General features: G+C 65.8%; 29 protein-coding genes. 16 read left to right on the top strand and 13 right to left on the bottom strand.

Going from position 1 to position 25,702, the window contains the following annotated elements; all coding sequences use genetic code 11:
- The first annotated feature begins 9 nt into the window (after positions 1-9).
- From DBV14_RS23835 to DBV14_RS23825, 3 genes are read left to right on the top strand one after another with little or no spacing between them, the layout of a single operon-like run.
- Complete coding sequence (locus tag DBV14_RS23835; protein ID WP_124462743.1) at positions 10-729, top strand: ABC transporter ATP-binding protein; 720 nt, start codon at positions 10-12, stop codon at positions 727-729.
- Complete coding sequence (locus DBV14_RS23830) at positions 722-1,597, top strand: branched-chain amino acid ABC transporter permease (RefSeq protein ID WP_124462741.1); 876 nt, start codon at positions 722-724, stop codon at positions 1,595-1,597. Before DBV14_RS23835 ends, DBV14_RS23830 begins: the two co-directional genes overlap by 8 nt.
- A 5-nt stretch (positions 1,598-1,602) precedes the next feature.
- Positions 1,603-2,685 (top strand): branched-chain amino acid ABC transporter permease, encoded by a 1,083-nt coding sequence (locus tag DBV14_RS23825; protein ID WP_260397202.1) that lies wholly within the window; start codon positions 1,603-1,605, stop codon positions 2,683-2,685.
- Here the strand turns inward: DBV14_RS23825 and DBV14_RS23820 are convergent.
- A complete protein-coding gene (locus tag DBV14_RS23820; protein WP_124462739.1) occupies positions 2,663-3,166 on the bottom strand; it encodes a hypothetical protein in 504 nt (167 codons plus the stop codon). The genes DBV14_RS23825 and DBV14_RS23820 overlap by 23 nt on opposite strands.
- Before the next feature lie 177 nt (positions 3,167-3,343).
- Here DBV14_RS23820 and DBV14_RS23815 point away from each other — a divergent pair, with 177 nt between their 5' ends.
- Entirely contained in the window at positions 3,344-4,345 is a 1,002-nt protein-coding gene (locus DBV14_RS23815) for a tripartite tricarboxylate transporter substrate binding protein (protein WP_124462737.1), read from the top strand.
- Positions 4,346-4,373: 28 nt separating this feature from the next.
- Here the strand turns inward: DBV14_RS23815 and DBV14_RS23810 are convergent, their stop codons facing one another.
- On the bottom strand, positions 4,374-5,642 hold the full coding sequence (locus tag DBV14_RS23810) for an esterase-like activity of phytase family protein (protein WP_311732859.1): 1,269 nt from the start codon (positions 5,640-5,642) through the stop codon (positions 4,374-4,376).
- 261 nt (positions 5,643-5,903) lie between these two features.
- Positions 5,904-6,689: an IclR family transcriptional regulator C-terminal domain-containing protein gene (locus tag DBV14_RS23805; protein ID WP_124462733.1), complete on the bottom strand. Its 786-nt coding sequence runs from the start codon at positions 6,687-6,689 to the stop codon at positions 5,904-5,906.
- A 138-nt stretch (positions 6,690-6,827) separates the two neighbouring features.
- On the opposite strand from DBV14_RS23805, the gene DBV14_RS23800 reads away from it, so the two are divergent.
- The 4 genes from DBV14_RS23800 (at position 6,828) to DBV14_RS23785 (ending at position 10,546) form a co-directional block, all read left to right on the top strand.
- Positions 6,828-7,529, top strand: coding sequence for a 3-oxoacid CoA-transferase subunit A (locus DBV14_RS23800; RefSeq protein WP_124462731.1), 702 nt, complete (start codon positions 6,828-6,830; stop codon positions 7,527-7,529).
- Complete coding sequence (locus tag DBV14_RS23795) at positions 7,526-8,179, top strand: 3-oxoacid CoA-transferase subunit B (protein WP_124462729.1); 654 nt, start codon at positions 7,526-7,528, stop codon at positions 8,177-8,179. Before DBV14_RS23800 ends, DBV14_RS23795 begins: the two co-directional genes overlap by 4 nt.
- 32 nt (positions 8,180-8,211) lie before the next feature.
- Positions 8,212-9,417: a 3-oxoadipyl-CoA thiolase gene (pcaF, locus tag DBV14_RS23790; protein WP_124462727.1), complete on the top strand. Its 1,206-nt coding sequence runs from the start codon at positions 8,212-8,214 to the stop codon at positions 9,415-9,417.
- 109 nt (positions 9,418-9,526) lie between these two features.
- Positions 9,527-10,546: a tripartite tricarboxylate transporter substrate binding protein gene (locus tag DBV14_RS23785; RefSeq protein ID WP_124462725.1), complete on the top strand. Its 1,020-nt coding sequence runs from the start codon at positions 9,527-9,529 to the stop codon at positions 10,544-10,546.
- A gap of 57 nt (positions 10,547-10,603) precedes the next feature.
- Here the strand turns inward: DBV14_RS23785 and DBV14_RS23780 are convergent, their stop codons facing one another.
- Positions 10,604-11,032, bottom strand: a complete 429-nt coding sequence (locus tag DBV14_RS23780) for a ribbon-helix-helix domain-containing protein (RefSeq protein WP_124462723.1) — start codon at positions 11,030-11,032, stop codon at positions 10,604-10,606.
- Positions 11,033-11,110: 78 nt separating this feature from the next.
- Positions 11,111-11,689 carry a DJ-1/PfpI family protein gene (locus DBV14_RS23775; RefSeq protein WP_124462722.1) on the bottom strand — a complete coding sequence of 193 codons (579 nt, stop codon included), beginning with the start codon at positions 11,687-11,689 and terminating at the stop codon, positions 11,111-11,113.
- Positions 11,690-11,885: 196 nt separating this feature from the next.
- Here DBV14_RS23775 and DBV14_RS23770 point away from each other — a divergent pair, with 196 nt between their 5' ends.
- From DBV14_RS23770 to DBV14_RS23760, 3 genes are all read left to right on the top strand, one after another.
- A complete protein-coding gene (locus tag DBV14_RS23770; protein WP_124462720.1) occupies positions 11,886-12,521 on the top strand; it encodes a hypothetical protein in 636 nt (211 codons plus the stop codon).
- A gap of 133 nt (positions 12,522-12,654) precedes the next feature.
- Positions 12,655-13,080, top strand: coding sequence for a hypothetical protein (locus tag DBV14_RS23765; protein ID WP_124462718.1), 426 nt, complete (start codon positions 12,655-12,657; stop codon positions 13,078-13,080).
- Between the two features lie 123 nt (positions 13,081-13,203).
- Positions 13,204-13,932 carry a bifunctional 2-polyprenyl-6-hydroxyphenol methylase/3-demethylubiquinol 3-O-methyltransferase UbiG gene (locus DBV14_RS23760; RefSeq protein ID WP_124462716.1) on the top strand — a complete coding sequence of 243 codons (729 nt, stop codon included), beginning with the start codon at positions 13,204-13,206 and terminating at the stop codon, positions 13,930-13,932.
- A gap of 46 nt (positions 13,933-13,978) precedes the next feature.
- On the opposite strand, the gene DBV14_RS23755 is transcribed toward DBV14_RS23760, so the two are convergent.
- The 8 genes from DBV14_RS23755 to rtcR all read right to left on the bottom strand — a co-directional run bounded on the left by DBV14_RS23755 (position 13,979) and on the right by rtcR (position 19,800).
- Positions 13,979-14,248 (bottom strand): hypothetical protein, encoded by a 270-nt coding sequence (locus DBV14_RS23755; RefSeq protein ID WP_124462714.1) that lies wholly within the window; start codon positions 14,246-14,248, stop codon positions 13,979-13,981.
- A gap of 276 nt (positions 14,249-14,524) precedes the next feature.
- Positions 14,525-15,493: an ornithine cyclodeaminase family protein gene (locus DBV14_RS23750; RefSeq protein WP_124462712.1), complete on the bottom strand. Its 969-nt coding sequence runs from the start codon at positions 15,491-15,493 to the stop codon at positions 14,525-14,527.
- 14 nt (positions 15,494-15,507) lie between these two features.
- The gene (locus DBV14_RS23745) at positions 15,508-16,374 is read right to left on the bottom strand and encodes an alpha/beta hydrolase (protein WP_124462710.1); all 867 of its coding nucleotides are present in this window, start codon (positions 16,372-16,374) and stop codon (positions 15,508-15,510) included.
- A complete protein-coding gene (locus DBV14_RS23740) occupies positions 16,371-16,943 on the bottom strand; it encodes an exonuclease (protein ID WP_124462709.1) in 573 nt (190 codons plus the stop codon). The genes DBV14_RS23745 and DBV14_RS23740 overlap by 4 nt, the downstream gene beginning before the upstream one ends.
- 17 nt (positions 16,944-16,960) lie before the next feature.
- Entirely contained in the window at positions 16,961-17,269 is a 309-nt protein-coding gene (locus DBV14_RS23735) for a hypothetical protein (RefSeq protein ID WP_124462707.1), read from the bottom strand.
- 19 nt (positions 17,270-17,288) lie between these two features.
- The gene (locus DBV14_RS23730) at positions 17,289-17,618 is read right to left on the bottom strand and encodes a low molecular weight protein tyrosine phosphatase family protein (protein WP_124462705.1); all 330 of its coding nucleotides are present in this window, start codon (positions 17,616-17,618) and stop codon (positions 17,289-17,291) included.
- Positions 17,619-17,627: 9 nt separating this feature from the next.
- Positions 17,628-18,155: a 2'-5' RNA ligase family protein gene (locus DBV14_RS23725; protein ID WP_124462703.1), complete on the bottom strand. Its 528-nt coding sequence runs from the start codon at positions 18,153-18,155 to the stop codon at positions 17,628-17,630.
- Positions 18,156-18,171: 16 nt separating this feature from the next.
- Positions 18,172-19,800 carry an RNA repair transcriptional activator RtcR gene (gene rtcR, locus DBV14_RS23720; protein WP_124462701.1) on the bottom strand — a complete coding sequence of 543 codons (1,629 nt, stop codon included), beginning with the start codon at positions 19,798-19,800 and terminating at the stop codon, positions 18,172-18,174.
- 215 nt (positions 19,801-20,015) lie between these two features.
- Between rtcR and DBV14_RS23715 the strand changes: the two genes are divergently transcribed.
- The 5 genes from DBV14_RS23715 to DBV14_RS23695 all read left to right on the top strand — a co-directional run bounded on the left by DBV14_RS23715 (position 20,016) and on the right by DBV14_RS23695 (position 25,691).
- Positions 20,016-21,569 (top strand): RNA-binding protein, encoded by a 1,554-nt coding sequence (locus DBV14_RS23715; protein WP_124462699.1) that lies wholly within the window; start codon positions 20,016-20,018, stop codon positions 21,567-21,569.
- Positions 21,570-22,178: 609 nt separating this feature from the next.
- The gene (locus DBV14_RS23710; RefSeq protein ID WP_124462697.1) at positions 22,179-23,399 is read left to right on the top strand and encodes an RtcB family protein; all 1,221 of its coding nucleotides are present in this window, start codon (positions 22,179-22,181) and stop codon (positions 23,397-23,399) included.
- Between the two features lie 36 nt (positions 23,400-23,435).
- The gene (locus DBV14_RS23705) at positions 23,436-23,984 is read left to right on the top strand and encodes a hypothetical protein (RefSeq protein ID WP_124462695.1); all 549 of its coding nucleotides are present in this window, start codon (positions 23,436-23,438) and stop codon (positions 23,982-23,984) included.
- Entirely contained in the window at positions 23,981-24,679 is a 699-nt protein-coding gene (locus DBV14_RS23700; RefSeq protein ID WP_124462693.1) for a hypothetical protein, read from the top strand. Before DBV14_RS23705 ends, DBV14_RS23700 begins: the two co-directional genes overlap by 4 nt.
- A gap of 52 nt (positions 24,680-24,731) precedes the next feature.
- Positions 24,732-25,691 carry a ribonuclease Z gene (locus DBV14_RS23695; protein ID WP_124462691.1) on the top strand — a complete coding sequence of 320 codons (960 nt, stop codon included), beginning with the start codon at positions 24,732-24,734 and terminating at the stop codon, positions 25,689-25,691.
- The last annotated feature ends 11 nt before the right edge of the window (positions 25,692-25,702 follow it).

Below are 25,702 nucleotides of genomic sequence, written 5' to 3'. Positions count from 1 at the left end.
GAAGCGGCCATGAATACCCTGCTTTCCACCCACGCGCTGAAGGCCTTCTACGGCGACGCCCAAGCCCTCTTCGGCATCGACTTCACCCTGACCCAAGGCGAACTCGTCGCCATCATCGGCGCCAACGGCGCAGGCAAATCGACCTTCCTCAAGAGCCTCACCGGCCTGGTCCGCGCCCCGCGTGAAGCGATCCACTTCAAGGGCGAGTCCATCGGTGGCTTGCCGCCCGGCGAGATCGTGCGGCGCGGCCTGGCCATGGTGCCCGAAGGCCGTCGCCTGTTCCCCAGCCTCAGCGTGGAAGAGAACCTGCTGATGGGCGCCACGGCGGGCCGCAAGGGCCCGTGGAACCTGCAGCGCCTGTACGCGCTGTTCCCCATCCTTGCCGAGAAGCGCCACCAGCCCGGCACGTCGCTCTCGGGCGGCCAGCAGCAGATGGTCGCGCTCGGACGCGCGCTCATGAGCAACCCCGAGCTGCTGCTGTGCGACGAACTCTCGCTGGGTCTCGCGCCCATCGTCATCCGCGAGATCTACGCCGCCATGCCGACCATCACCGGCGAGGGCATGACCGTCGTCATCGTCGAGCAGGACGTGACCATGGCGCGCCAGGTGTCGCAGCGCATCTACTGCCTGCAGGAAGGCCGCGTGTCGCTCCAGGGAAGATCGAGCGACCTCACGCGCGAGCAGATCTCGCAGGCCTACTTCGGCATCGCGGAGGCCGCCCGTGCTTGAAACCGTTGTCCAGGGCGTGCTGCTCGGCGGGCTCTACACGCTGTTCGCGCTGGGCCAGTCGCTGATGTTCGGCGTGATGCGGCTCACCAATACGGCGCAGGGCGACTTCATCATCCTCGGTGCGTTCGCGGTCATTGCGGGCGTGTCGGTGTCGGGTGGCGATGCGGCACCGTGGCTCGTGGCAGCGATTGCGCTCGCGGTGCTGCCCGTGGCCTTCGCGTTCGGCTACGCGCTGCAACGCTACGTGCTGAACGGCACGCTCGGCAAAGACCCGCTGCCTTCGCTGGTCGTGACCTTCGGCCTGTCGATCGTCATCCAGAACCTGCTGCTCGAGCTGTTCTCCGCCGATCCGCGCGCCATCGAGACCGGGGGACTCAACACGCAAGGCGTGACGCTGGGCGATTCGCTTTCGCTCGGCGTGCTGCCGCTGGCCGTGCTGGCCATCGCGGTCGTGGCCACCGGCGCGCTGCAATGGCTGTTCGCGCGCACGGCATTGGGCCGTTCGTTTCGCGCCGTGTCGGACGACCGCGAGATCGCCGAGCTGATGGGCCTGAACGCCAAGAAGGTCTACGCCTTCGCGACCGCCATTGCCTTCGTGCTCATCGCCATCGCCGGTGCGCTGCAAGGCATGCGCACGACCGTTTCGCCATCGGATGGGCCACTGCTGCTGCTCTTTGCCTTCGAGGCGGTGATCATCGGCGGCATGGGTTCCTTCTGGGGCACGCTGGCGGGCGCGATGATTCTCGGCATCACCCAGCAGATCGGCTTCCGCCTCGACCCCGGCTGGGGCATCTGGGCCGGGCACATCGTGTTCCTGGTCGTGCTGGTGCTGCGGCCGCAGGGGCTTTTCCCCAAGACACGCGGATGAAGCCGATGACGACCATGCCCCACACCCAGGCCCACAGCCACGCTGCCTCTTTCGAAGTTTCGCGCGCCACCGCCGCGAGCCGCACCGCGCTCGTCGTCGGCCTTGTGCTCGTGCTGCTCGCCGCCAGCCTGCCGTTGTGGGGCGAGTCGAGCTGGATGCGCGAGTTCGTCGAGATCGCCTGCTACTTCATCTTCGCGATGATGTGGAACCTGCTCGCCGGCTACGGCGGCATGGTGAGCATCGGGCAGCAGGCCTTCTTCGGTTTCGGCGGCTACGTGATGCTGATGCTCGGCAACTTCGCGGGCATCAATCCGTTCATCGCGATACCGTTGGGCGCGCTGGCCGCGGGGCTCGTTGCCATTCCCGTGTCCTTCGTCGCGTTCCGCTTGTCGGGCGGCTACTTCGCCATCGGCACCTGGGTCATTGCCGAGGTGTTCCGGTTGAGCTTTGCCAACGTGTCGGCGGTGGGCGGCGGCTCGGGCACCACGCTGACGGCGCTGCGCGGCATCGACAAGGCCACGCGCGAGAGCACCACCTACTGGATGGCGCTGGCCTGCGTGGTCGCGGCCATCGCATTGGTCTACCTGTTCCTGCGCAGCAAGCGCGGGCTGGCGCTGCTGGCCATTCGCGACAACGAAGTGGCGGCCGAGTCGCAAGGCATTCCGGTCGCGCGCATGAAGCTCGCGGTGTATGTGGTCGCGGCCTTCGGCGCGGGGCTGGCGGGCGCGCTGTACTTCGTGGGCAACCTGCGCATCAGCCCCGATGCGGCCTTCAGCGTCAACTGGACGGCCTTCGCGATCTTCATGGTCGTCATCGGCGGCATCGGGCGCATCGAAGGGCCGCTGGTGGGGGCGTTCATCTTCTGGGCGCTCAACAAGTTCCTGAGCGACTACGGCACCTGGTACCTGCTGGGGCTCGGGCTGCTGGCGATCCTGGTCACGCTGTTCTTCAAGCAGGGCCTGTGGGGCTACGCGCAGCAGCGGTGGGGCTGGTCGCTGTTTCCCACGCAGCGAAAGCTGCTGCGCGCAACGGCCGAGGCTGCCGCGCCTGCTGCAGCAGCGCCTCCTACGGCCTCTTCACCGGGTTGATGTAGTACTCGATCTTCGTGCGGTCCTTGTAGGGATCGTTGTCGAAGAACTTCGTCTCTTGCGAGATCTTGATCTCGTAGCCATCGCGCACGCCCCACAACGCGCTTGCGTCCTCGCGGGTCACGGGCGAGAGCGTGGGCTTGTGGAAGGCGGCCACGGTCTTGAAGTCGTCGGTGCTGAACGCCTTGATGGCCGCACCTGTCACGCGGCCGGCGCTGTCGATGCTCACGCTCACGTCGGTCATGGCGGTCTTGGGCGGCACCGAGAGCAGGGCGGCCAGCGGCGGCGGCAAGGCCTTGGCACCGCTCTTTTCCTGGATGCGGTAGCTTCGCCCGCCCTGCGCGTTGGGCTCGCCCGCGGCGGCCGACGAATCTTCCATGCGGTTCACGAACCAGGCCGCGGCAAGCAGCAGCGGCACGGCAATGGCGCCTACGTACAACAGGAAGCGCAGGCGTTCCCGGGTGTGAAAAAACTCGATCATCTGGCGCGCTCTCCCTTGGCTCTAGCGTGGCGGCAACAGGTCGATGCGCCATCGCGGCCCATGCTAAAGCCCCTTCGCGGCGGCCCTTCAGGCTTGCTTCAGGCGGCGCCAGTCTGTAACGTTGTGTAAGATCAACGTAAGCAATTTCCCTAGTCTCTCTCACTCTCTGGAGTCACCTTGACGATCACCAAACGCCGCTTGCTCGAAGGCGGCGCGGCAGCCCTTGCCGCTTCGCTGTTCGCAAAGGCCTCGTGGGCGCAACGCACTGGCGGCGATGCCGCATGGCCGACCAAGCCCGTTCGCATCCTCGTGGGCTTTCCTGCCGGTGCGTCGCCCGACCTCGCGGCCCGCGCCATCGCCGAGCCGCTGTCGAAGTTGCTGCGCCAGCCTGTCACCGTCGAGAACAAGCCCGGCGCCAGCGGCAACCTCGTGGCCAACGAGGTCGCCAAGGCCAACGACGACCACACCATCGGCGCGCTGATCAACGGCAACCTCACCATTGCCAAGCTGCTCAACCCGGCCACGCCCTTCGACCCCGAGAAAGACTTCGCGCCGGTCGGCCTCATCGGCACCGCGCCGCTGGTGCTGGTGGTGGCGGGCAACGCCGAAGGCAAGACCCCCGCCGACCTGCTGCTGTGGGTGCGCAACCTCGGCAGCAACGGCAAGTACGGCACGCCGGGCGTGGGCACCGTGGGCCACCTGGGCATGGAGCTCATCAAGAGCCGCGCGGCCATTACCGCGCAGCACAAGCCCTACACCGGCAACCCGCAGGTCATCGCCGGCATCCTCGCCGGTGAGATCCAGCTTGCGCTGCTGCCGCCCGGCCTCGCGCTGCCGCACCTGAAGTCCGGCAAGCTCAAGGCCATTGGCGTGACATCGCCCGAACGCAGCCCGCTGGCCGGCGACTTGCCGACCATTCGCGATGCCGACGTGCGCGGCGCCGACCTCGAAATCTGGACTGCGCTGGCCGCGCCCGCGAGCATGAAGCCGGCTGCCGTGGCAAAGCTCAATGCCGCGCTGGTCGAAGTGATCAGCTCGCCCGAGGTGACCGAGGCCTTGCTCAAGACCGGCTGGCAGGCGCAGCCGGGCTCGCCCGATGCGCTGGCCCGGCGCATGCGCGCGGACACCACGCGGCTGGGCGGGGTGATCATCATGAAGGGCATTCACTCGGAGGCTTGACCGAGGGAATGCCCCGCGGGGCGCGCCCCTATGTCTTCGACGCGACGCGCTTGAACAACGCCTGATCGAAGCGGATCGTGATGATTTCCGTGTTGTCCGGCTTGCCGGCAACACGGCCGTCTTCTGTCGGAAAGTTCGTATCGACCGCGACGGCCAGCGTGTGGTCGTCCACCACTTCGACACTCTCGATCGAATCGAAAGGCATGGTGAATTTGCCGGCCGCCACGCCGGGCCAGGTGCCGCCGATGCCCTTCGGATCGGAGATGTTCAGCAGGTCCACCAGCAGCGTCTTCTTCAGCGCGCCGTCGGCGTCCTTCACGTCCAGGTCCACCATGTACAGGCGCTTGACCACCGCCTTGGCGCCGAGAAAGCCGTCGCGTTCGATCAGCACGAACTTGTTGCCGCCCACATTGGTCATGTCGCCGATCACGATCTGGTTGTCCTTGGCGGGACCGTCCTTCCTGTAGATCGGGTTCTTGCCGGTATAGAGCATCGAGGCGGGATCGAATTCAAAGAAGTTCAGGTAACGCTCGTCGTCGGCCACAGGCCGCAGCGAGGCTAGCGAGGGCGCCGCTTCGGGTACTGCAAAAAGGCGGCTGTTGTCGCCGTTGTAGGCCAGGCTTTCGAAACCCCGGCTCGCGAGCGAAGTGGCGCTGGCGCCGTTGTTCATCACTTGCGGATTGAACGGGCTGCGCAGGAACGGATGAGGCACCGGGTCGCTCATCAACGTGCCGTTCTTGTCGAAGTGAAGGATGTAGGGACCGAACTCCTCGCCCACGAAGTAGCTGCCGTCTTTTGCGCGGGCAATCGACTCGACATCGAAGTCGAAGCCCGTCAGCAGCCGGCCGGCGATGATGCGCGGGTCCACGGGTTTGCCGCTGTCGACCAGGTTGTTGCCGGTGACGGTCTGGTAGTTGGCGAAGTCGGCGGTGATCTTCAGGTCCACGCCCTTGCCGTCTTTCAGGAAGCCATTGGCATCGTTGAAATTGACGTGGCTGTTCACCTTCACGCTGCCGGGCACTGTCGTGCCATTGGCCACGGTGCGAAAGTCGATGCTGACGTTGTAGAAGCCGATCACGAAATCGCCGGAGTTGCCTTTGCTGCCGTAGCCGTTGTCGGGCATGGCGAGCCAGCTACCGTCGTCATTCTTCAGCATTGCCGAGAAGCCCGGAAGCGGCTGTCCGTCGATGAAGGGCGGCGTCACGCCGAGCGCGGCGGAAATGAACTGGCCCGTGGTCGGACCAGGCCAGCGGAACGTATCGGGGAGGGCGGCCCAGCCGGTCAGTTGATGGGGCAAGCCCGCTGAGTCGTCCTGTGGTGGCGAAGCGGGTGCGGGTGGCGGGGCGGGCATTGCCGCCACTGGCGGCGGAAAGGGCATGCCCCCTCCATCGTTGCCGCCGCACGCGACGAGTACGACAGAAGAAGCGACCGCGAGCATCAGGTGACGCGGCAAAGCAGACGAGACGAAACGACCAGTCATGACTGACCCCTCCCAGGGTGTTGTAGTTTGGGAGGGCAATCTAGTAGGTCGGCGTGACAGGCCGGTGAAACGCGCCCGTCAGAGCATTCGCGAGATCCGGTTCGCCGCCTCCACCAGCGCCGGCAGCATCGTCTCCTGCATCACCTTCGCGCTCGTGCGGTTGGCCTGCCCGCTGATGTTGAGCGCGGCCACCATGCGCCCCTGCCGGTCGACGATGGGCGCGGCCACCGAGATCAGGCCTTCTTCGAGCTCCTGGTTCACCAGGCACCACTGCTGCTTGCGCGCCTGCGCCACCTTGGCCATGAGCGCATCGATGTCGGTCACGGTGTGCTTGGTCAGCGCTTCGAGATTCGAGGCTTCGAGCCGCGCGCGCACTTCGTCGTCTTCAAGGTCGGCCAGCAGCAGCCGGCCGAGCGACGTGCAGTAGGCCGGCAGGCGCGAGCCCACGCCCAGGCTGATGCGCATGATCTTCTGCGTCGGCACGCGCAGCACATAGACGATGTCGGTGGCATCGAGCACCGCGGCCGAGCACGACTCCTGCACCTGCTGCACCAGCGCTTCCATCACCGGCTCGGCGCGGTTCCAGATCGGCATCGACGACAGGTACGCAAAGCCCAGGTCGAGGATGCGCGGCGTGAGCGTGAAGAGCTTGCCGTCGGTCACCACGTAGCCCAGCGTCTGCAGCGTGAGCAGGATGCGCCGCGCGCCCGCCCGCGTGAGCCCGCTGCCGGCCGCCACCTCGCTCAGCGTCTGGCGCGGCGCGCTGGCGCTGAACGAGCGGATCACCTGCAGCCCCCGCGCAAAAGACTGCACGTAGCTGTCGCCGGGGGCGGGTGTATCGGGTTGTGTGGTGTGGGTTGCCATGGTGAGCGATCCTCTCTAAAATTCATTATACGAACAAATGTTCTTTAGACGAACAAATCGGCGGTTCGCAGAATCGGTCGTTGTGTTCAGGCGCATCGCTTCACCGCTTTCTTTTCTTCACTCCCGGAGACAAGCTTCATGATCAACAAGATCGCGCGCTCGGTCGCCGATGCCCTCGCAGGCATCCAAGACGGCGCCACGGTTCTCATCGGCGGCTTCGGCACCGCCGGCATTCCCGGCGAACTCATCGACGGCCTCGTCGAGCAGGGTGCCAAAGACCTCACGGTCGTCAACAACAACGCGGGCAACGGCGAGACCGGCCTCGCGGCGCTGCTGAAGGCAGGCCGCGTGCGCAAGATCATCTGCAGCTTTCCGCGCCAGGCCGACAGCCAGGTGTTCGACGGGCTCTACCGCAGCGGCAAGATCGAGCTCGAACTCGTGCCGCAAGGCAACCTGGCCGAGCGCATCCGCGCGGCGGGTGCCGGCATCGGCGCCTTCTTCTGTCCCACCGGCTACGGCACGCAGCTCGCGGGCAACCGCGAAACCCGCGAGATCGACGGCAAGCAGTACGTGCTCGAGTACCCGATTCATGGCGACGTGGCGCTCATCAAGGCCGAGCGCGGCGACCGCTGGGGCAACCTGGTCTACCGCAAGGCCGCGCGCAACTTCGGCCCGGTGATGGCCATGGCGTCGAAGAAAACCATTGCCACGGTGCACGACATTGCCGAGCTCGGCACGCTCGACCCCGAGACCATCGTGACCCCGGGCATCTTCGTGCACCAGGTGGTGCGCATCGAACGCGTCGCCACGCAGGCCGGCGGTTTCAAGAAGGCAGCATGACCATGACCACCACGTACACACGTCGCACCAAGGACCAGCTCGCCGCCCGCGTGGCGCAGGACATCTTCGACGGCGCCGTCGTCAACCTCGGCATCGGCCAGCCCACGCTGGTGGCCAACCACCTGCCCAAGGGCCGCGAAGTCATCCTGCAAAGCGAGAACGGCATCCTCGGCATGGGCCCCGCGCCCGAGGCCGGCGAAGAAGACTACGACCTCATCAACGCCGGCAAGCAGCCCGTCACGTTGCTGCCGGGCGGCTCGTTCTTTCACCACGCAGACAGCTTCGCGATGATGCGCGGCGGCCACCTCGACATCTGCGTGCTCGGCGCATTCCAGGTGTCGGCCACCGGCGACCTCGCCAACTGGCACACCGGCGAGAAAGACGCCATTCCCGCCGTCGGCGGCGCGATGGACCTGGCCATCGGCGCGAAGCAGACCTGGGTGATGATGGATTTGCTCACCAAGCAGGGCGCCAGCAAGCTGGTGAAGGAATGCACCTATCCGCTGACCGGCATCGGCTGCGTCAAGCGCGTGTACTCCGACCTCGCCACGCTCGAATGCACGCCGCAGGGCTTGAAGCTCGTCGACCTGGTCGATGGGCTCACCCGCGAAGAACTCGAGAAGCTGGTCGGCTTGCCGATCGCTGCCTGATCCATCCAATCAATCAAGAAGAGACACACGACATGACCAACCAAGCCTTCATCTGCGACGCCGTTCGCACCCCCTTCGGCCGCTACGGCGGTTCGCTCAGCAGCGTGCGCACCGACGACCTGGGCGCCGTGCCCCTGCGCGCGCTGATGGAACGCAACAAGAACGTCGACTGGCAGGCCGTGAGCGACGTGCTCTACGGCTGCGCCAACCAGGCCGGCGAAGACAACCGCAACGTCGCGCGCATGTCGGCGCTGCTGGCCGGCCTGCCGCTCGAAGTGGGCGGCGGCACCATCAACCGCCTGTGCGGCTCGGGCCTCGATGCCGTGGGCACCGCGGCCCGCGCCATTCGCGCCGGTGAAGCCGGGCTGATGATCGCCGGCGGCGTGGAAAGCATGAGCCGCGCGCCCTTCGTCATGCCCAAGGCCGAGAGCGCCTTCAGCCGCAACAACGCGGTGTACGACACCACCATCGGCTGGCGCTTCGTCAACAAGCTCATGAAGGCGCAGTACGGCGTCGACTCCATGCCCGAGACGGCCGAGAACGTGGCCACTGACTACAAGATCGAGCGCGAAGCGCAAGACCTGATGGCGCTCAACTCGCAACTGCGTGCCGTGGCTTCGCAGAAGTCCGGCTTCTTCGACGCCGAGATCGTGCCCGTGAGCGTGCCGCAGAAAAAGGGCGACGCCATCATCGTCAACAAGGACGAGCATCCGCGCGAGACCAGCCTCGAGTCGCTGGCCAAGCTCAAGGGCGTGGTGCGCCCCGACGGCACCGTGACCGCCGGCAATGCCAGCGGCGTGAACGACGGCGCCTGCGCGCTGCTGCTGGCCGATGAAGCCAGCGCCGCCAAGCATGGCCTCACGCCGCGCGCCCGCGTGGTCGGCATGGCCACCGCCGGCGTTGCGCCGCGCATCATGGGCATCGGCCCCGCGCCTGCCACGCAGAAGGTGCTGGCGCTCACCGGCCTCACGCTCGACCAGATCGACGTCATTGAACTCAACGAAGCCTTCGCGGCGCAAGGCCTTGCCGTGCTGCGCCTGCTCGGCCTGAAGGACGACGACGCACGCGTGAACATCAACGGCGGCGCCATCGCGCTCGGCCACCCGCTCGGCGCCAGCGGCGCCCGCTTGGCCACCACCGCGGTCAACCAGCTGCACAAGGGCGGCGGCCGCTACGCGCTGTGCACCATGTGCATCGGCGTGGGCCAGGGCATTGCCGTGATTCTTGAACGCGTCTGACAAAACACAACCACAAGACAGCAGACAGACCGTCACCCAGCCATCGGAAGCCGCGCAGCGGCCCGATGGCTTTTTTGCAAGCACAGAGGAAGAGAAAGAGGATCAGAGGATGAAGAACACGATCGTTTCGAAGTCGCGCCGTGGCCTGGGCCTGGCCGCCGTTGCACTGGCCACCGCCGGCCTGCTGCCCGCCGCCGCATCTGCACAACAGCAGCAACAGGCTCAAGCCTTTCCCACCAAGCCGGTGCGCATCATCACGCCGTTTCCGGTCGGCGGCGGCCCCGATGGCGTGGCCCGTCTCGTGGCGGACAAGCTTTCGCGCGCCTGGGGCCAGCCCGTGGTGGTCGAGAACCGTCCGGGCGGCAACGGCTTCATTGCCATCGACGCCTTCAAGCGCGGCGCGAAAGACGGCCACGACATCATCGTGCTCGACAACGTGCACCTGGCCGCGTACCCCGCGCTGTTCAAGAAGCTGCCGTACGACGCCAGCAAGGACTTCGACGCGCTGCTGCCGCTCTTCAAGACCTACTTCTTCTTCACCGTTGCCACCAACAGCAAGTACAAGACCATCGGCGACCTGATCGCCGATGCCAAGGCCAACCCCGGCAAGCTCGACTACGGCTCATGGTCCGTCGGCAACCCAGTGCACCTGGGCTCGGAGCTTTTCGAGTCGGCCACCGGCACGCAAATGGAGCACGTGATCTACAAGGAAACGACGCAGCTCTACACCTCGGTCGCAACCGGCGAACTGGCCTTTGCACTGGGCAGCAGCGCCACCGCCGGCCCGCTGCAGCGTGCCAACAAGCTGCGCTTCCTGGCCGTGGCCGCGCCCCAGCGCAACGCCGCGTTCCCCGACGTGCCGACCGTCGGCGAGTCGGGCGGTCCGAAGGGCTTCGAGGTGATCGGCTGGAACGCCATCGCCGTGCCGAAGGGCCTGCCCGCATCGGTCACCGAGAAGATCAAGCGCGACATCGAAAACGGCCTGGCCGAACCCGACGTGCTGGAGAAGTTCAAGAGCTTCGGCTACGAGCCGTTCCCGACCACGCGCCCGCAGTTCGACCAGTTCGTGGCGAGCGAGACGAAGCGGTTCACGGATGTGATTCGCAAGGCGAACGTTTCGTTGGATTGACGGGATGCAGCCGTGGCGTGGCGCCTGCGCACGCCGCGGCTGTCGGGAGCGGAGCAGCTATGCGTGCCGCCGTGCAGCGATGTGGAGCGCGCGCACCCGCGTCTCGCCTGCCAGCTGCTGCCGTTCGGGCGAGGGGCGGCCCCACCCCTGCGGCAGCTCATGCAGCACCGCCTTCGCATCCAGCGAGCGAATGGCCACCGACGTATCCGCCGGAATGCGCCCCTGCGCCACCATCGCCTCATAGCGCAAGGCGCAGACCCGCAGGAACGACGCGAAGTTGCCGACCTCGCCCCGAGCCGCGACCAGTTCGTCGTAGAGCCGCTCGATCAGCTGCACCACGACCATGCCGTCGCGCTGCGCGATTTCCTCGAGCACCTGCCAGAACAGGTTCTCGAGCCGGATGCTGGTGACGACGCCGTGCAGCCGCACCGAGCGCGTGCGCGCGTCGTAGCTTTGCGGATCGGCACTGATGAAGACTTCGCACATGGGCGGCCTCCTTGTGAGGGATGAGGTGGGCGACGCATGCACTGTAGCGCCGCCCGTGGCGCAGCGGGTGCCGCTCGGTCAGTGTTCGATGCGCGTGCCCAGCACGACCAGGAACTGCGACAGCCACGCCGGATGCGCGGGCCAGGCCGGCGCGGTCACCAGGTTGCGGTCGGTCACGGCCTGATCGACCGGAATGCCCATGTACTCGGCACCGGCCAGTTCCACCTCGACCTGGCAGGCCGGATACGCCGAGACCTTGCGACCCTTCAGCAGCCCCGTGGCCGCGAGCAACTGCGCGCCGTGGCACACCGCCGCCACCGGCTTGTCGGCCGAGAGAAAGTGCTTGGTGATCTCGACCACGCGGCTGTGCATGCGCAGGTACTCGGGGGCACGGCCACCGGGAATGACCAGCGCGTCGTAGGCCTCGGGGCGCACGTCGGCGAAGGTGGCGTTCAGCGTGAAGCGGTGGCCCGGCTTTTCGCTGTAGGTCTGCGCACCCTCGAAGTCGTGGATGGCGGTGTGCACCCAGTCGCCGGCCTTCTTGTCGGGTGCCACGGCATGCACCGTGTGGCCCACGGCGAGCAGCGTCTGGAAGGGCACCATGGTTTCGTAGTCTTCGGCGTAGTCGCCGCAGAGCATGAGGATCTTGCGAGCCATTTGTCTTGTCTCCTTCAGAATGATGAAGTTGGAAGCCGGTTCGTGCGCGAATGAATCAATCGATGAATGAATGCGTCTGCGCCGACCGTGTTCGTATTATTCGAAGCGGGCCTGCGCAGCGGGTAGCAGCCGGCTGTGACTTGCACACGGGGCGCGCCCGCCGTCACTTCTTCTTCCCCATCGGATTGCCAATGCCATGACCCTCGACGAGTACTTCGACGCCATCGACGATCCCGTGCTTGCCGAACTGGGCCTGCTGCCAAGGGAGGACGCGACCACGCTGACCGAAGACCTGGCCGGACAGCCCATCGTCGACACGCTGCAAGGCTTTGCGCTGGACGACCCCGACACCAGCGACCATCACCTGCTGCTGGGCAAGGCGCCGCTGCAAGGCAGCGTGCTTTTTCTTTCACACGACGGCACGAGCCGCGTGGTCTTCGATTCGTTGCAAAGCTTTTTGCAGGCTGCACGCGAAGCCGGCGAGCAGGGTGACGAACTGCGCGACCTTCATCCCGAAGGCTCGCCGGTTGCCGGCGATCAACGCGGCCTGAGCGCGCTGGTGAACGATCTGCTGGACGACGGAGCGCTCACCGACGTGGTGGTTGCGTTGATTCCTTCGCTCGATCTGCTCGACCTGGCGCTGCTGGAGCGGCTGGCGAGGGATGACGACTTCTTCCTGGGAGAGGCGGTGGCCGTCGAGATCGCCCGGCGGCCGACGAAGGCACTGGTGCCGATGGCGAAGCTGTGCGCGGCGCATCCGCACCCTCAGGTGGCCGCGGCGGGAAAGCGCGCGGCCGCGCGTGGAGCTGCCCTACCAGAAGCGGCTTTGTAACGCCGGCACATGCAGCGGCAACCCGGTGCGTTCGAAGGACGTCACAGAACTGCCTTTTGCGGCCACTAGTCTTGCTCAGGGTTTTCCCGCATCTCCGGGCAGCCCCATCCAGACAACCTCAAAAGACACAAACATGAAGACCTCCAAGCTCGCCCTCGCTGCCGCATTCGCCGTTCTGGCCGTCGCTTCCGCCCAAGCCCAGCAACCTGCCGGTCGCACCCGCGAAGCCGTCGAAGCCGAAGCCATTGCCGCCGCCCATGCGCCGAACCAGAACGTCACGCGCGGCTCGCGCGGTGCCGATCCGTTCACGTCCACGGCCGACCCCGAAGCCGTCTACAAGCAGGCCGTCGACACGGCACATGCCCCCAACCAGAACGTGACGCGCGGCTCGCGTGGCGCCGACCCGTTCACCTCGAGCCGCGATCCGGCACAGGTCTACCAGGAAGCCCTGGCCACCGCCGCGGCTCCCGACCAGAACGTGACCGGCGGCTCGCGCGTCAACAGCAAGGTGATCTCGACGATGCAGAACCCGGCGCTGACGTCCGCACAGGCCAAGTAAGCCGGCACCAAACAGAAACCGGGAGCGGGAAGGGCGGCCTCTGGCCGGCCTTGCCCGCGGGGGTGTCGTTGCTCGGGGCGGGGAAATAATGGCGTCGCTGCACAGCAAGCAAGGACTCCACCCATGGCCCAGAACATCTACGACACGCCCGCCTTTTTCGAGGGCTACCAGCAACTGCCGCGCTCGGTGCACGGGCTCGACGGCGCGCCCGAGTGGCCCGCGCTGCGTGCGCTGGTGCCACGCCTGCAGGGCCTGCGGGTGGTGGACCTGGGCTGCGGCCTGGGCTGGTTCTGCCGGTGGGCGCGCACGCAGGACGCGGCATCGGTGCTCGGCCTCGACGTGTCGCAGCGCATGCTCGAGAAGGCCGAGGGTTTCGGCGCCGACAGCGCCATCTCGTATGTGCGCGCGGACCTCGACGCACTGGCGCTGCCGCCGCAGTCGCTCGACTTCGCCTACAGCTCGCTCGCCTTTCACTACATCGAAGACCTCGGCACCTTGCTGGACACAGTGCACGCCGCGCTGGTGCCCGGGAGCCGATTGGTGTTTTCGATCGAGCACCCAATTTTCATGGCGCCGCGCACGCCGGGCTGGCACACCGACGCCCAGGGGCGCAAGTCATGGCCGGTCGACAGCTACCAGATGGAAGGGCCGCGCACCACCCACTGGCTGGCACAGGGCGTCGTCAAGCAGCACCGCACGCTGGGCACCTTGCTGAACACGCTGCTGCGCGCGGGCTTTCACATCGATCATGTGGATGAGTGGGGGCCGACCGACGCGCAAGTGGCGGCGATGCCGTCGCTGGCCGAAGAGCGCGAGCGGCCGATGATGCTGCTGGTGAGCGCCAGCCGTTAGCGCGCGTCACGCGAGCACGCGGGCAGCGCGCAAAGACGAAAGCTTCTCAGGCGTAGGCCTGGGACGAAAGCCGTTGCAGCATTGCGGTCTGCCGGACTTCTTCGGCGTCGCGCAGGCTCTTGGCGGCGCGGGCCGCCACGTAGGCCACGTACAAGGTCTCGATGGCCTTGGCCCAGTCATGTGCTTTCTGGGAAATACCCTCGGGTTTCGCGGACGAGCCGGTAACGGCGTGGGTCGAGAGGTCGTCGTCCGGGCGCGCCGGCACTTCGAATCCCACCTTGCGGAGGATGCTGGCTTTTTGAAGGATGGTGAGCATGCGGCTGGCCCTCGGTATTCATCGCGTTTGCAGGTTACTGGCAGTCGGGGGAGCAGCGCTATCCGCCGTATGACGTATGCGCCTTTCGCCTGAAGTCGGTTCCTGGTTCGTGGCTTTCAAGTTCCGTGCCATGAACAAACCAGGGCCGCTTTCCGGTGGCCGGCGCCATGCATCCAGTGTCCCCCAGTGCATGGCCTGCAAATGGGTTGCCTAGGTGAAACAACGATTGGGACTAACCCTCAAGAGGTGCGCGAGCGGCGCCGGCCCCGCCCGAATTCAGGCCGCGCTTTTCCACACCAGCGTGGCGGCCGTCAGGTCTTCGAGCGCACTGCCCACGGCCTTGAAAACGGTGCGTTCTTCATCGCTCGCGCGGCCCGCGCGTTCGCCGCGGCACAGTTCCGCCAGCGTGCCTTGAACGTCTTGCGTATGCAGCGTGCCGGCCGCCATCGCGTCGAGCAGGTCGCCCGATTTCTGCAATGCCTCGTTCGTATCGACGTACGTGCGTGCACCGGCAAAGCACTGCACATCGGCCTCGCGCATCGCGGGCGTGAAGCTGCCGATCAGGTCGAGGTGTGAACCGGGCGCGAGCCATTCGCCGCGCACCAGCGGCGCGGTGGCCAGCGTGGCGCAACTGACGATGTCGGCGTGTTCGCGCACGGCCGCCTCCAGGTCGGTGGCGGCCCGCGCATTCCAGCCTTCGGCGCGCCACTGCGCGGCCAGTGCTTCCGCGCCTTCGGTGCGGTGGTTCCACACCCACACCTCGTCGATGGGCCGCACGCTCGCATGCGCGGCCGGCAGCATGCGCGCGATGCGGCCGGTGCCCAGCACCAGCAGGCGGCGTGCATCCTTGCGCGCGAGAAACGATGCGCCCAGTGCCGATGCGGCGGCCGTGCGGCGCGCGGTGATCTCGTTGCCGTCCATCATCGCCAGCGGCACGCCGGTGCGTGCGTCGTACAGCACGTAGGTCGCGTGCAGGCCGGGCAGGCCGCGCGCGCTGTTGCCGGGAAAGATGTTGATGGTCTTGATGCCGAGAAAGCCCGCGTCGCTCCATGCCGGCATGATCAGCACGGTGCCCTTGCTGCTGCTGTTGCCGCTTTCGCTGTCGTGGCCCCCGCCTGCCGTTTCGATGCTGTGCACATGGCGCGGCGGCACCTGTGCCTCGGCCGTGAAGGCGTCGCGCAGCGCGGGCACGAGGCGCTCGAAATCCAGTGGTGCGCGCGTGGCGGCTTCGTCGAAGTGCTGCATCGTGATTGCCACCCTTATTGTTGTTGCGCGACCGGTCGCATCGAGGCTTCGAAGAAATCCGTCAGCGCCTGCCGGTAGGTGTGGCCGAACCTCAGCGCCGTCATCGGTTCGAGGTGGCCGGCGTCAGGCACCTCGATCAGGCGCTTGGGTTCGCGCGCGGCGGCCAGCAGCCGTTGCGAATGGGCATGCGGAATCACCGCGTCGGCCGTGCCGTGGATCAGCAGCAGCGGAATGGGCGAAATGGCCGCGACGTACTTCGATGCCGCGTAGTTGTCGCTGACCAGCAGGCCGGCGCCCGACAGCTTGTCGTTGGCAATCGACGAGTACGAATAGAAGGTCGATTCGATGGCTGCGGCCTTCACGCCCGCGCGGTTGCCCGAGCCCACGACCGCGATCGCATTGGTGCCGCCCAGGCTTTGCCCGAAGACGAACAGCCGCTCGGGGTCGACGTCGGCGCGCGAGCGCACGTGGTTCAGCGCGGCGCTGGAATCTTCGAACACGCCCTTGGGCTCCGGCGTGCCTTCCGATTCGCCGTAGCCGCGGTAGTCGAACACGAACACGTTGTAGTCCTGCTTCGGAAGCCAGGCCACGAAGCGCCAGTGCGTGCTCATGTTCTGCGCGTTGCCGTGGAAGTGAACCACCGTGCCCTTGGCTTCCTTCGCGTTCTTGCGGTCCGCCGCCGGAAGAAACCAGCCGCTCAGGCGCGTGCCGTCGGCGCTGGTGAACTGCACGGGCTCGTAGCGCAGACCCAGCACGTCGGGCGTTTCGTAGCGCACGCGGTCGGGGTAATAGAACATCGACTGCACGCAGCCGGCCAGCAACAGCGGCACCGCGCACAGCGCGAGCCGGCGCCACCGGTGGAGTGTGCGGCCCGCGTTCATGGCCGTGGTCCCTGGGTGGCGCGGTTTTCCGCGAGCATGTTGCAGAAGAGCGCGCCTTGCTCGATGGCATCGTCGAGCGCCACGTGCGTGTGCGGCAGCTTCGCGTCGAACCAGCGCCGGGGCATCGCGCGCTTGGTGCTGTCGCGGTAGCCGGTCTTCAGCATCGCCATGGCAAAGGTCTTGACGTCGAGCGCCGAGTGGCTGAACGGGCTCTCGCCCGCGAAGCGCATGAGGTACCAGTACACGAAAAGGAAATCGAAGCCCGCGGGGTAGGCCACGAACACGGGCCGGCCGGGCAGGCCCTTGAGCCAGTTCACGTAGTTCTTCATGGCGTGCGCCGGGTCTTGCAGGTCGGCGCGGCAGGCGGCCCAGGCCTCGGGCTGGGTCTTCCACCAGGCGGCGGTTCGCGCGTCGGCTTCGGCGCCGGGCAGGGTGTGCAGGTTGGCGCTGAAGGTGGAGAGCAGTTGCTTGTCCGCCGTGTAGGCGGCCGAGCCGAAGCTCAGCATCGAATGCGGGCCCGGAATGGGGCCATCGGATTCGACGTCTGTGCTGATGTAGGTTTCTGTCATGTGTTGTTGTTTGATTTTCAGGTGCTCTTGAGGGCACTCTTTCTGGATGCCTTGTTGGCGAGTACCTCGCCCAAGGGCTCGTCGGCCGCTTTGCGCCATCTGCGCGGAGGGGTTCCCTTTACCTGCCCCTCGATCTGCGTCAGCTGGTCCTCCGTGCACGAGGCAACGGCTGCCGTGAGCAAGGTGTCCTGCAGATGGCGTTCTGCCCGGTTTGCCCGGGCCTTGGCCAAAGGGATGCCTTTTCGAGATGCTTCACTGTTTTCGCCGTAGGTGTTCCGCCTGTCCTTGGCGTAGCTGAGCTGTTTCTTCTCTTGCGGCGTTTTCATGGCGGGCAGCTTTCCGAAGTCAGTCGATTCCCAGGATCGAAGGCACCGAGCGTTCAAGCTCCTCGACCAGCTCTGGGTCCATGTATTTGTATTCGTCGGGAATGTCGAGCACGTGGATCGGCTTGCCTTCCAGCATGCGCGTGAACTCGGCCACCAGCCGCGACTTGTGTTTTTCTTCCATCACCAGGATGACGTCGGCCCAATCGATGTCGCCCACCGAGACCTTGTGCCGTGCGTTCGGGCTGGTGCCGGCCGAGCGTGCCGAGATCAGCGGATGCCTGCGCCAGAGCTGTTCGGCCGTCGGGCTGCGCCACTGGTTGCGGCTGCAGATGAAGAGAACGTTGCGCATGGGCATGAATCAGGAGCCGGCTTCGGGCAGTGCAAAGACATGCATGTCTTGCCAGCGGCCCGATGAGTTTTCGATCAGCGTGACCTCCGTGCATGCCGCATGCACCGGGCCCGACGCAAGAAGGCGCGCCTGCAGTTCGATGGCCGCGGCATCCGCGTCGGACGCGCTGCCATGCGCCACGGACAGATGCGGAACGATGCTGTCGAACGCGCCTGCGTACGGCGGAAATTCGGGAAAGGCTTCCGCCAACGCCAGTGTCATCGCGATGAACGGCCCGGCCGGCTCCGGCGCCAGGTAGGCCGTTTCCGGAAAGCGTCCGATCTTGCGCAACGAGAAAGAGAACGACGGCGTGCGACTCAGCGCGTGCCGTGCGCGCGCCAGCACGTCGGGCGTGACCAGCGCGGGGTCCATGAACGGAACCAGCACGGTGATGTGTGCCGGCACGCCGAGCGCCACGGTGGCGTCGTACCGGCGGCGCAGGTCGCCCGCGAGCGATTCGGCTGCCGGGACCTTGACTGCGAATGCGGAGATGGCCATCGGCGCGGAGGATAGCTCAGGCGTCGGCGATGCGGCTCCATTCAATGCCGTGCTTCGCGAGGTATTTGCGCAGGCGGTCGGCATCGTTCACCACGCTGCGTTGCTCGCGCGAGGCCTGGAACAGTTGCCGCCCCGCGTCGGAAAGGCTGCGCGACTGCCGGCACACGCGCACCACGGCTTCGAGCTGCAGCCTGTCGAACAGGTCGAGTGCCGCCGCGCGCTCGTTGCCCAGCAGTGCGTCCAGGTCGATGTCGATGCCTCCATGGCGCGCGCTTGCTGTCGCCGACGACGACGCACCCGCGTGCTTCCACAGCCAGCGCAGCCGGGCAATTTCCGCATCGACCAGCGCCACCGGAATGCGCCCGCCGTCCGCCAGCGTGGCCAGCCGCGTCACGCTGGCCGACAGGTCGCGGAAGTTGCCGCTCCACACCGCCTCGCCGCTTTGCGCAAAGCGCAGGTAGGCCGCGCGCGCTTCGGCATTGAAGCGAACCACGCGATGGTTCTCGGCCGCGTGAATGGCCAGCAGGTGGTCGATGTTGGGCTCGATGTCTTCGGGCCGCTGCGCAAGGCCGGGCAGGTCGTAGGTCCACAGGTTGATGCGCGCGAACAGGTCTTCGCGAAAGCGGCCCTGCGCCACGTCGCTGCGCAGGTCGCGGTTGGTGCCGGCGATCAGCTGGAAATCGCTTTCCACTTCCTTGTCCGCCCCCACGGGAAAGAAGCGCTTTTCTTCGATGGCCTTGAGCAGCATCGCCTGTTCGTCGAGGCCGAGCTCGCCGATCTCGTCGAGAAACAGCGCGCCCTGGTGCGCGGTGCGCAGCAGGCCGGGCCGGTCGCTCGCCGCGCCGGTGAACGAACCCTTCTTGTGCCCGAACAGCGTGGACGCGGCGCCGTCGCCGCGCAGCGTGGCGCAGTTCACCTCGACGAACGGCCCGGTCATCTGGTGGCGCGCCTGCTTCAGCTCGAACATGCGCCGCGCCAGGAACGACTTGCCCGCGCCGGTCGGCCCGACCAGCAATATCGGCGCGCGCGAGCGCACGGCCACGCGCTCGATCTCGTCGATGAGCGCGTTGAAGCGCGCATTGCGCGTGGCAATGCCGCTCTTCAGGAAGGCGACCGCGTCGCGCTGTTCGGCATCGAAGCGCCGCGCGATCACGTCGTAGCGCGACAGGTCGAGATCGATCAGCGTGCACTTGCCGGCCTCGCCTTCGCGCTGCCGCTTGGGCGGCGAGGTCTGCGCCAGCACGCCCGGCACCACACGCGACTCCGACAGCAGGAACATGCAGATCTGCGCGACGTGCGTGCCCGTGGTGATGTGCGTCCAGTACTGCTCGCGCTCGGTGTCGAAGGTGTAGCCGCGGGCCCAGTCGTACAGGCGCGTGTAGACCTCGCCGAAGTCCCACGGGTCGGCCATGTCGAGCGGCACCAGGTTGACGGTGGTCTCGGGCGACACGGTGGCGATGTCGGCCTTGACCACCTCGGCCAGCGCCTTGTGCCGCAGCGTGTAGAGCAGCTCCATGCGCGAGACGACCATGTCCTCGTGCTGGGCCAGCGACACGGTGGGGCGCCACTTGTTCCAGCGGCCCGCGCCCTGGCCGGCATCGAGCTGGGTGCCGAGGAAGCCGATGACGACGATAGGTTTCTTCATTTTCTGGATAAAAGACTATCCAAAATTATAAGAAATCTGGATAAATACGATGCTAGATGTTCGTTGAAGCAGCGTGCTGTTGAAGAAAAAGTCAATCAAATCAATGGGTTATGAATTTTCTTCGCCAGCCTTGAGACAGCTGGCACACCGGTTGCAATAAGAAAGGCAGATTCAAGAACACAGACACACAACAAGAACCCACAAGGAGAAGTCACATGGCCAACCTTCAACTCTTTCAAACGCAGCGCGGCGCGCTGGTGCCTTCGGCCACTGCGCGCAACGAAGCAGGCGGCACGGCCTACGCGCTGTCGGCGCGGCACCAGCTGGCGCAGCTCGCTGCCACCGGTTGCCTGAACAACACCTTCTACGCACAGGCGCAGGACCAGCTCGAAGCCGTGCTGGCCCTGGCCCGCGAAGTCGATCCGCTGTTCGTTGCCAAGACGGCCGTGTACGCACGCCGCGCAGGCCACATGAAGGACATGCCGGCGCTGCTGGCCGCCACGCTGGCGGTGCGCGACGTGTCGCTGCTCGCCAAGGTGTTTCCCCGCGTGGTGGACAACGGCAAGATGCTGCGCAACTTCGTGCAGATGCTGCGCTCGGGTGCGGTGGGCCGCAAGTCGCTGGGTACGCGTCCGAAGAAGCTGGTGCAGCAATGGCTGCTCGAAGCGACCGAAGCGCAACTGCTGAACGCGTCGGTGGGCAACACGCCGTCGCTGGCCGACGTGGTGAAGATGGTTCACCCGAAGCCCGCCGAAGCATGGCGCGCCGCGTGGTTCGCATGGCTGATCGGTCGTCCGTATGCGCTGGAGGCGCTGCCTCCGTTGACGCAGGCGTTCGAGCGCTTCAAGCGCGATCGTTCGCTCGAAGTGCCTGATGTGCCGTTCCAGATGCTGACCGCGCTGGAGTTGGACACGCAGGCCTGGGCCCGGATCGCGCAGCGTGGATCGTGGCAGATGGTGCGTCAGAACCTGAACACCTTTGCGCGCCACGGCGTGTTCACGCTGCCAGGCCTCGCGGAAGCGGTGGCTGCCAAGCTGCGCGATCCGCAGGCCGTGGCCAAGGCCCGCGTGCTGCCGTACCAGCTGATGGCGGCCTACACCGCAACCGGCGCCGAGGTGCCGCATGGGGTGAAGGAAGCGCTGCAGGACGCGATGGAACTCGCGCTGGCCAACGTGCCGGTGTTCGAGGGCCGCGTGGTGGTGTGCCCCGACGTGTCGGGCTCGATGAGCTCGCCAGTGACGGGCCACCGCGGTTCCGCGACTTCGGCGGTGCGATGCATCGACGTGGCTGCGCTGGTGGCTGCTGCCGTGCTGCGCCGCAATGCGGATGCGCGTGTGCTGCCCTTCGAGACGAAGGTGGTTTCGCTGGAATTGAATCCACGCGATTCGGTGATGACCAACGCGGCCAAGCTGGCGGCGGTGGGCGGTGGCGGAACGTCGTGCAGCGCGCCGCTGGCGTTGCTGAACAAGGAGAAGGCGCAGGCCGACCTTGTGGTGCTGGTGTCGGACAACGAATCGTGGGCCGACCGTGCCCGTGGCCGAGGGACCGCGACCATGCAGGAGTGGGCGGCGTTCAAGAAGCGCAACCCGAAGGCGCGGCTGGTGTGCATCGACATCCAGCCTTATGCGACCACCCAGGCGCAGGAGCGTGACGATGTGCTGAACATCGGCGGCTTCAGCGACGAAGTGTTCAAGCTGCTGGCGGTGTATGCCGCCGGTGGCCTGGGCGCCGACCACTGGGTGGGTGTGATCGAGGAAACCTCGGTCTGAAAGAAGAAAAGAAAGAGTGCCGTGGGCCCTGGCCCATGGTGCTCGATCCCAAAAGGAAATTGAACGTCGTCGTTCGGCGAATGCAGGTGTGACTACATCACCAATCTGAAGTCACACCGACTGTTTGTCGCCGAACGAGGATGCGAGTTGTCGTGCGAATGCAGGCAGGACTACATGGATGACCGGGGGTTCGAATCCCAGCCTCCGCGGCACGGTCGATGTCTTGCCATCTTTTTGTCGCACTTTTTTTTGCAGCGAATGCTGGCGGAACTACAGCCTCTTAAGCTCGTGGTCGCGGGTTCGACTCCCGCCGGTCGCAAGACCGTAGCTCAGTGGTCAGAGCACGAACGTTTCGCCGATTCTTGTCGCTGCTTTTTTTGTTTTGAGGTGAATGCAGGCGGGTTTACAGGTAGAGCGTCATGGCCTTGGCCATGAAGGTCCCGGGTCCGAGTCCCGGTCCGCTTCGGCGGGTAGCTCAGTTCACGACCCGTCGCTCCTCGTCACCTCTTTTTTGTTTTGGGCACGCAGGCACCGAAGGGAGCGCCACTGCGAAAAATGTTGTTGTCATGTCGGTTGCAAGAATAGATAGAGAGAGAAAGAAAGAGAAAAATGACGAACTACAAAGTACATGAGGTAGCCAACGGCGTCCCCGTGAAGATGTGGACCAACGGCGTGCCCGTCGAAGACGAAGCGCAGAAGCAGCTCGAGAACGCCGCGCGCCTGCCCATCGTGTTCAAGCACATCGCGGCCATGCCCGACGTGCACTACGGCATCGGTGCGACCGTGGGTTCGGTGATCCCGACCTTCAAGGCCATCATCCCCGCCGCGGTGGGCGTGGACATCGGTTGCGGAATGATGGCGTGCAAGACCACGCTCAACGCGCGCGACCTGCCCGACAACCTGGGCCCGCTGCGTGCCGCGATCGAGAAGGCCGTGCCCCACGGAAGCAACCCCAAGCGCATGGGCCGCGACAAGGGCTCGTGGGAAACGCCGCCCGACGAAACCGATGCGGCCTGGGCCAAGCTGGTGGACGAGTTCGATGCAATCTGCGAGGACTACCCGCGCATCAAGAACACCAACAACCACAAGCACCTGGGAACGCTGGGTACCGGCAACCACTTCATCGAGGTGTGCCTCGACGAAGCGGGCGCGGTGTGGTTCATGCTGCACTCGGGTTCGCGTGGCGTGGGCAACGCCATCGGTACGCACTTCATCGAACTCGCGAAGAAAGATGCCGAGCTGCACCAGCGCAACCTGCCCGACCAGGACCTGGCGTACTTCGAGGAAGGCGCCAAGTACTTCGGTGACTACGTGCGTGCCGTGGGCTGGGCCCAGAAGTTCGCGCGTGCCAACCGCGAAGTGATGATGCAGCGCGTGGTCGCGGCCGCGCGCAAGGTCATCGCCAAGCCTTTCGAGGCGCACGTGGAAGCGGTGAACTGCCACCACAACTACGTGAGCCGCGAAACGCACTTCGGCGAAGACGTGCTCGTGACCCGCAAGGGCGCGGTGAGCGCCAAGCTCGGTGAACTCGGGATCATTCCCGGAAGCATGGGTGCCAAGAGCTACATCGTGCGCGGAAAGGGCAACCCCGAAAGCTTCATGAGCTGCAGCCACGGCGCCGGTCGAAAGATGAGCCGTACCAAGGCCAAGAAGCTGTTCACCATCGCCGACCAGATCGCCGCGACCGAAGGCGTGGAATGCCGAAAAGACGCCGACGTGATCGACGAAATTCCGATGGCCTACAAGGACATCGATGCGGTGATGGAGGCGCAGAAGGACCTGGTGGAGGTGGTCTACACGCTCAAGCAGGTGGTTTGCGTGAAAGGTTAGGAAGCCGTCCATCGAGGCCGGCACGAGAGGACCAGGATGAGGATCGACGAAAGATGCATTCGGCAAACTGAAGCGGAAATGGCGCGCTTGAATAATTCCTTGAGTGAGGCTTTCGGAAAGCGCGTCAACTCTCCGTCGGCACGGACTGCCTGGAAAACGGCCGCGGAAAACTTTCATCGCTATGAGAGCCCCGTGTTCGCGTTGTGGAGCGACGAAGCGCGGGAGGGAATTCTGCAAGGCAAGGGCGCATGGCGCGAAGGCGCGATGCTTTACCTCGCGTTGAGCCCGCGGTTCCATCGGTCCGGCTATTTACGCGATCGGTTGTGCCACCTGCTCAAGCAGTGCGAGTTGTCTCGAAATGAGCGCGAAGAACTGCGAGCAATCCTGCTTCAGACCTTGGTCCGAAGGCCTTCGACGGGGCGATTTCGTCACGATTGCCAGCTTGCGGCTCGATGGGCTGATGACGCGTTCACCGCCCGCGTTCGCGAGCTGGCGATGCGCAAGGATGGGTGGACGCGCGGACGCGCACAACGGATGCTGGATGTCATTGAGCAGAACGAAAAGCTGTGGAGCAACGAGTCATGAAAAACCACACGCCAAGCCGTGAGGAGATCAAGCTGCAGGCGCTTTCGCTGAAAGACGAGGCCGAGGTAGTCGCGTTGCGCGAAACGCTGCAGAGCGCCGGCTCAGGCTTCGAGTTCGCTGTCTATGGCGTTGCTGCGGATGTCGCTGATGTCGCTGATGTCGGCGAGACGCACCATCGCACAGCCCTGCGTCTCTTGTGCGACGACATCGCAGCGTTCGCCGAGCGCTACCGGCGGGAGACGATCGCGCGCGATCCCTCGCTGGCTTCGGCGTTCGGCGCCGGTCTCGCGTTCGACGTCGATGCCGCGCGGCCCACGACGCTCGATGCATCGGCGGTGGTCCGCGCCGAGCACTTTGCGCCGCGCTACCAGGTGGCTTGCACGCGCGACCTTGCGCAGGTCTCGTGGTTCGAATGGTTCTGCCAGGCCTTCGGCGATCCGCCATACGGACTGCGGGTCGCCGACGAAGCCGAGCGCGCGCAGTTGTTCCCGCGCTTTTGCCTATGCACAGGGCTGCTGCCAGATGAGCGCGTGACTGTGCTCGATTGGGTCGGCGACCCGCAGCGCGAACCCTGGCGCAGCACCTGGAGCACCTACTTCGACGCCGGAAAGGAGTGGTGGGGCATCTGGTGCTTTACCGTGTGGAACCCGAAGCGACGAACGTTGGCGACCTTGATTGCGAGCCAGACCGATTGAACGGAAAGAAGAAAAAGCCTGCGCTCTAGCGCTGGGAGGAAGGAAGAAAAAAATGATGCTGAAACTCACATTCCTGGGAACATCTGCGGGCGTACCGACGCGCCAGCGCAACGTCTCCGGCCTCGCGGTGCAGACCGTGCTTGGCGCCGACTGGTTCCTGGTCGATTGCGGCGAAGGCACGCAACACCGCCTGCTGCAAACCCCGCTGTCGCTGCACGACATGGCCGCCGTCTGCATCACGCATGTGCACGGCGACCATTGCTATGGCTTGCCGGGGCTGCTCGCGAGCGCGGGCATGGGCAAGCGCACGAAGCCGCTGAAGCTGGTCGCGCCGCTGCCGGTGTGGCAATGGTTCCAGGCCACGCGCCAGCTGACCGACCTGCACCTGCCGTACGAGGTCGAGCACGTGGACGTCGAAGCTCAGCCGCCGGTGTACGAAGCACCGGGCCTGCGCATCGAACGCCACGTGCTGCGCCACCGTGTGCCCAGCCACGCCTACCGCGTGCAGGTGCATACCCGGCGCGCGCGGCTGAAGGTCGATGCGCTGCACGCGGTCGGCCTGCCACCCGGCCCGGCATGGCGCGCGCTGCAGACCGGTGAAGACGTGCCCTTCAACGGCGCGGTTCTGCGCAGCGCCGATTTCGCGGAAACGCAGATCGACACGGCGAGCGCGGTGATGGGCGGCGACAACGCCGAGCCCGCGTTGCTGCGCGCCGCCTGCGAAGGCGTGCAACTGCTGGTGCACGAAGCCACCTACACGCAAGACGTGCTCGACAAGGTCGGCCCCGGGCCGATGCACAGTTCGGCGCGTCTACTGTCGGAGTTCGCGCAATCCGCCGAAGTGCCCAATCTTGTGCTGACGCATTTCAGCGCGCGGCACCAGAACGAAGACGGCATGCGGGAACTGATGGCCGAGACCCAGGTTCACTACCGGGGCAACGCCTTCCTGGCCAGCGACCTGGACGTGTTCGAACTCGACAGCGGCGGCAAGGTGACCGTCACGCGCGCCTGACTCAATCAATG

It is taken from the genome of Variovorax sp. KBW07 (assembly GCF_003852515.1).
In the GTDB taxonomy this organism is placed as follows: Bacteria; Pseudomonadota; Gammaproteobacteria; order Burkholderiales; family Burkholderiaceae_C; genus Variovorax.
This window is presented reverse-complemented; position numbering and strand designations above follow the sequence as displayed.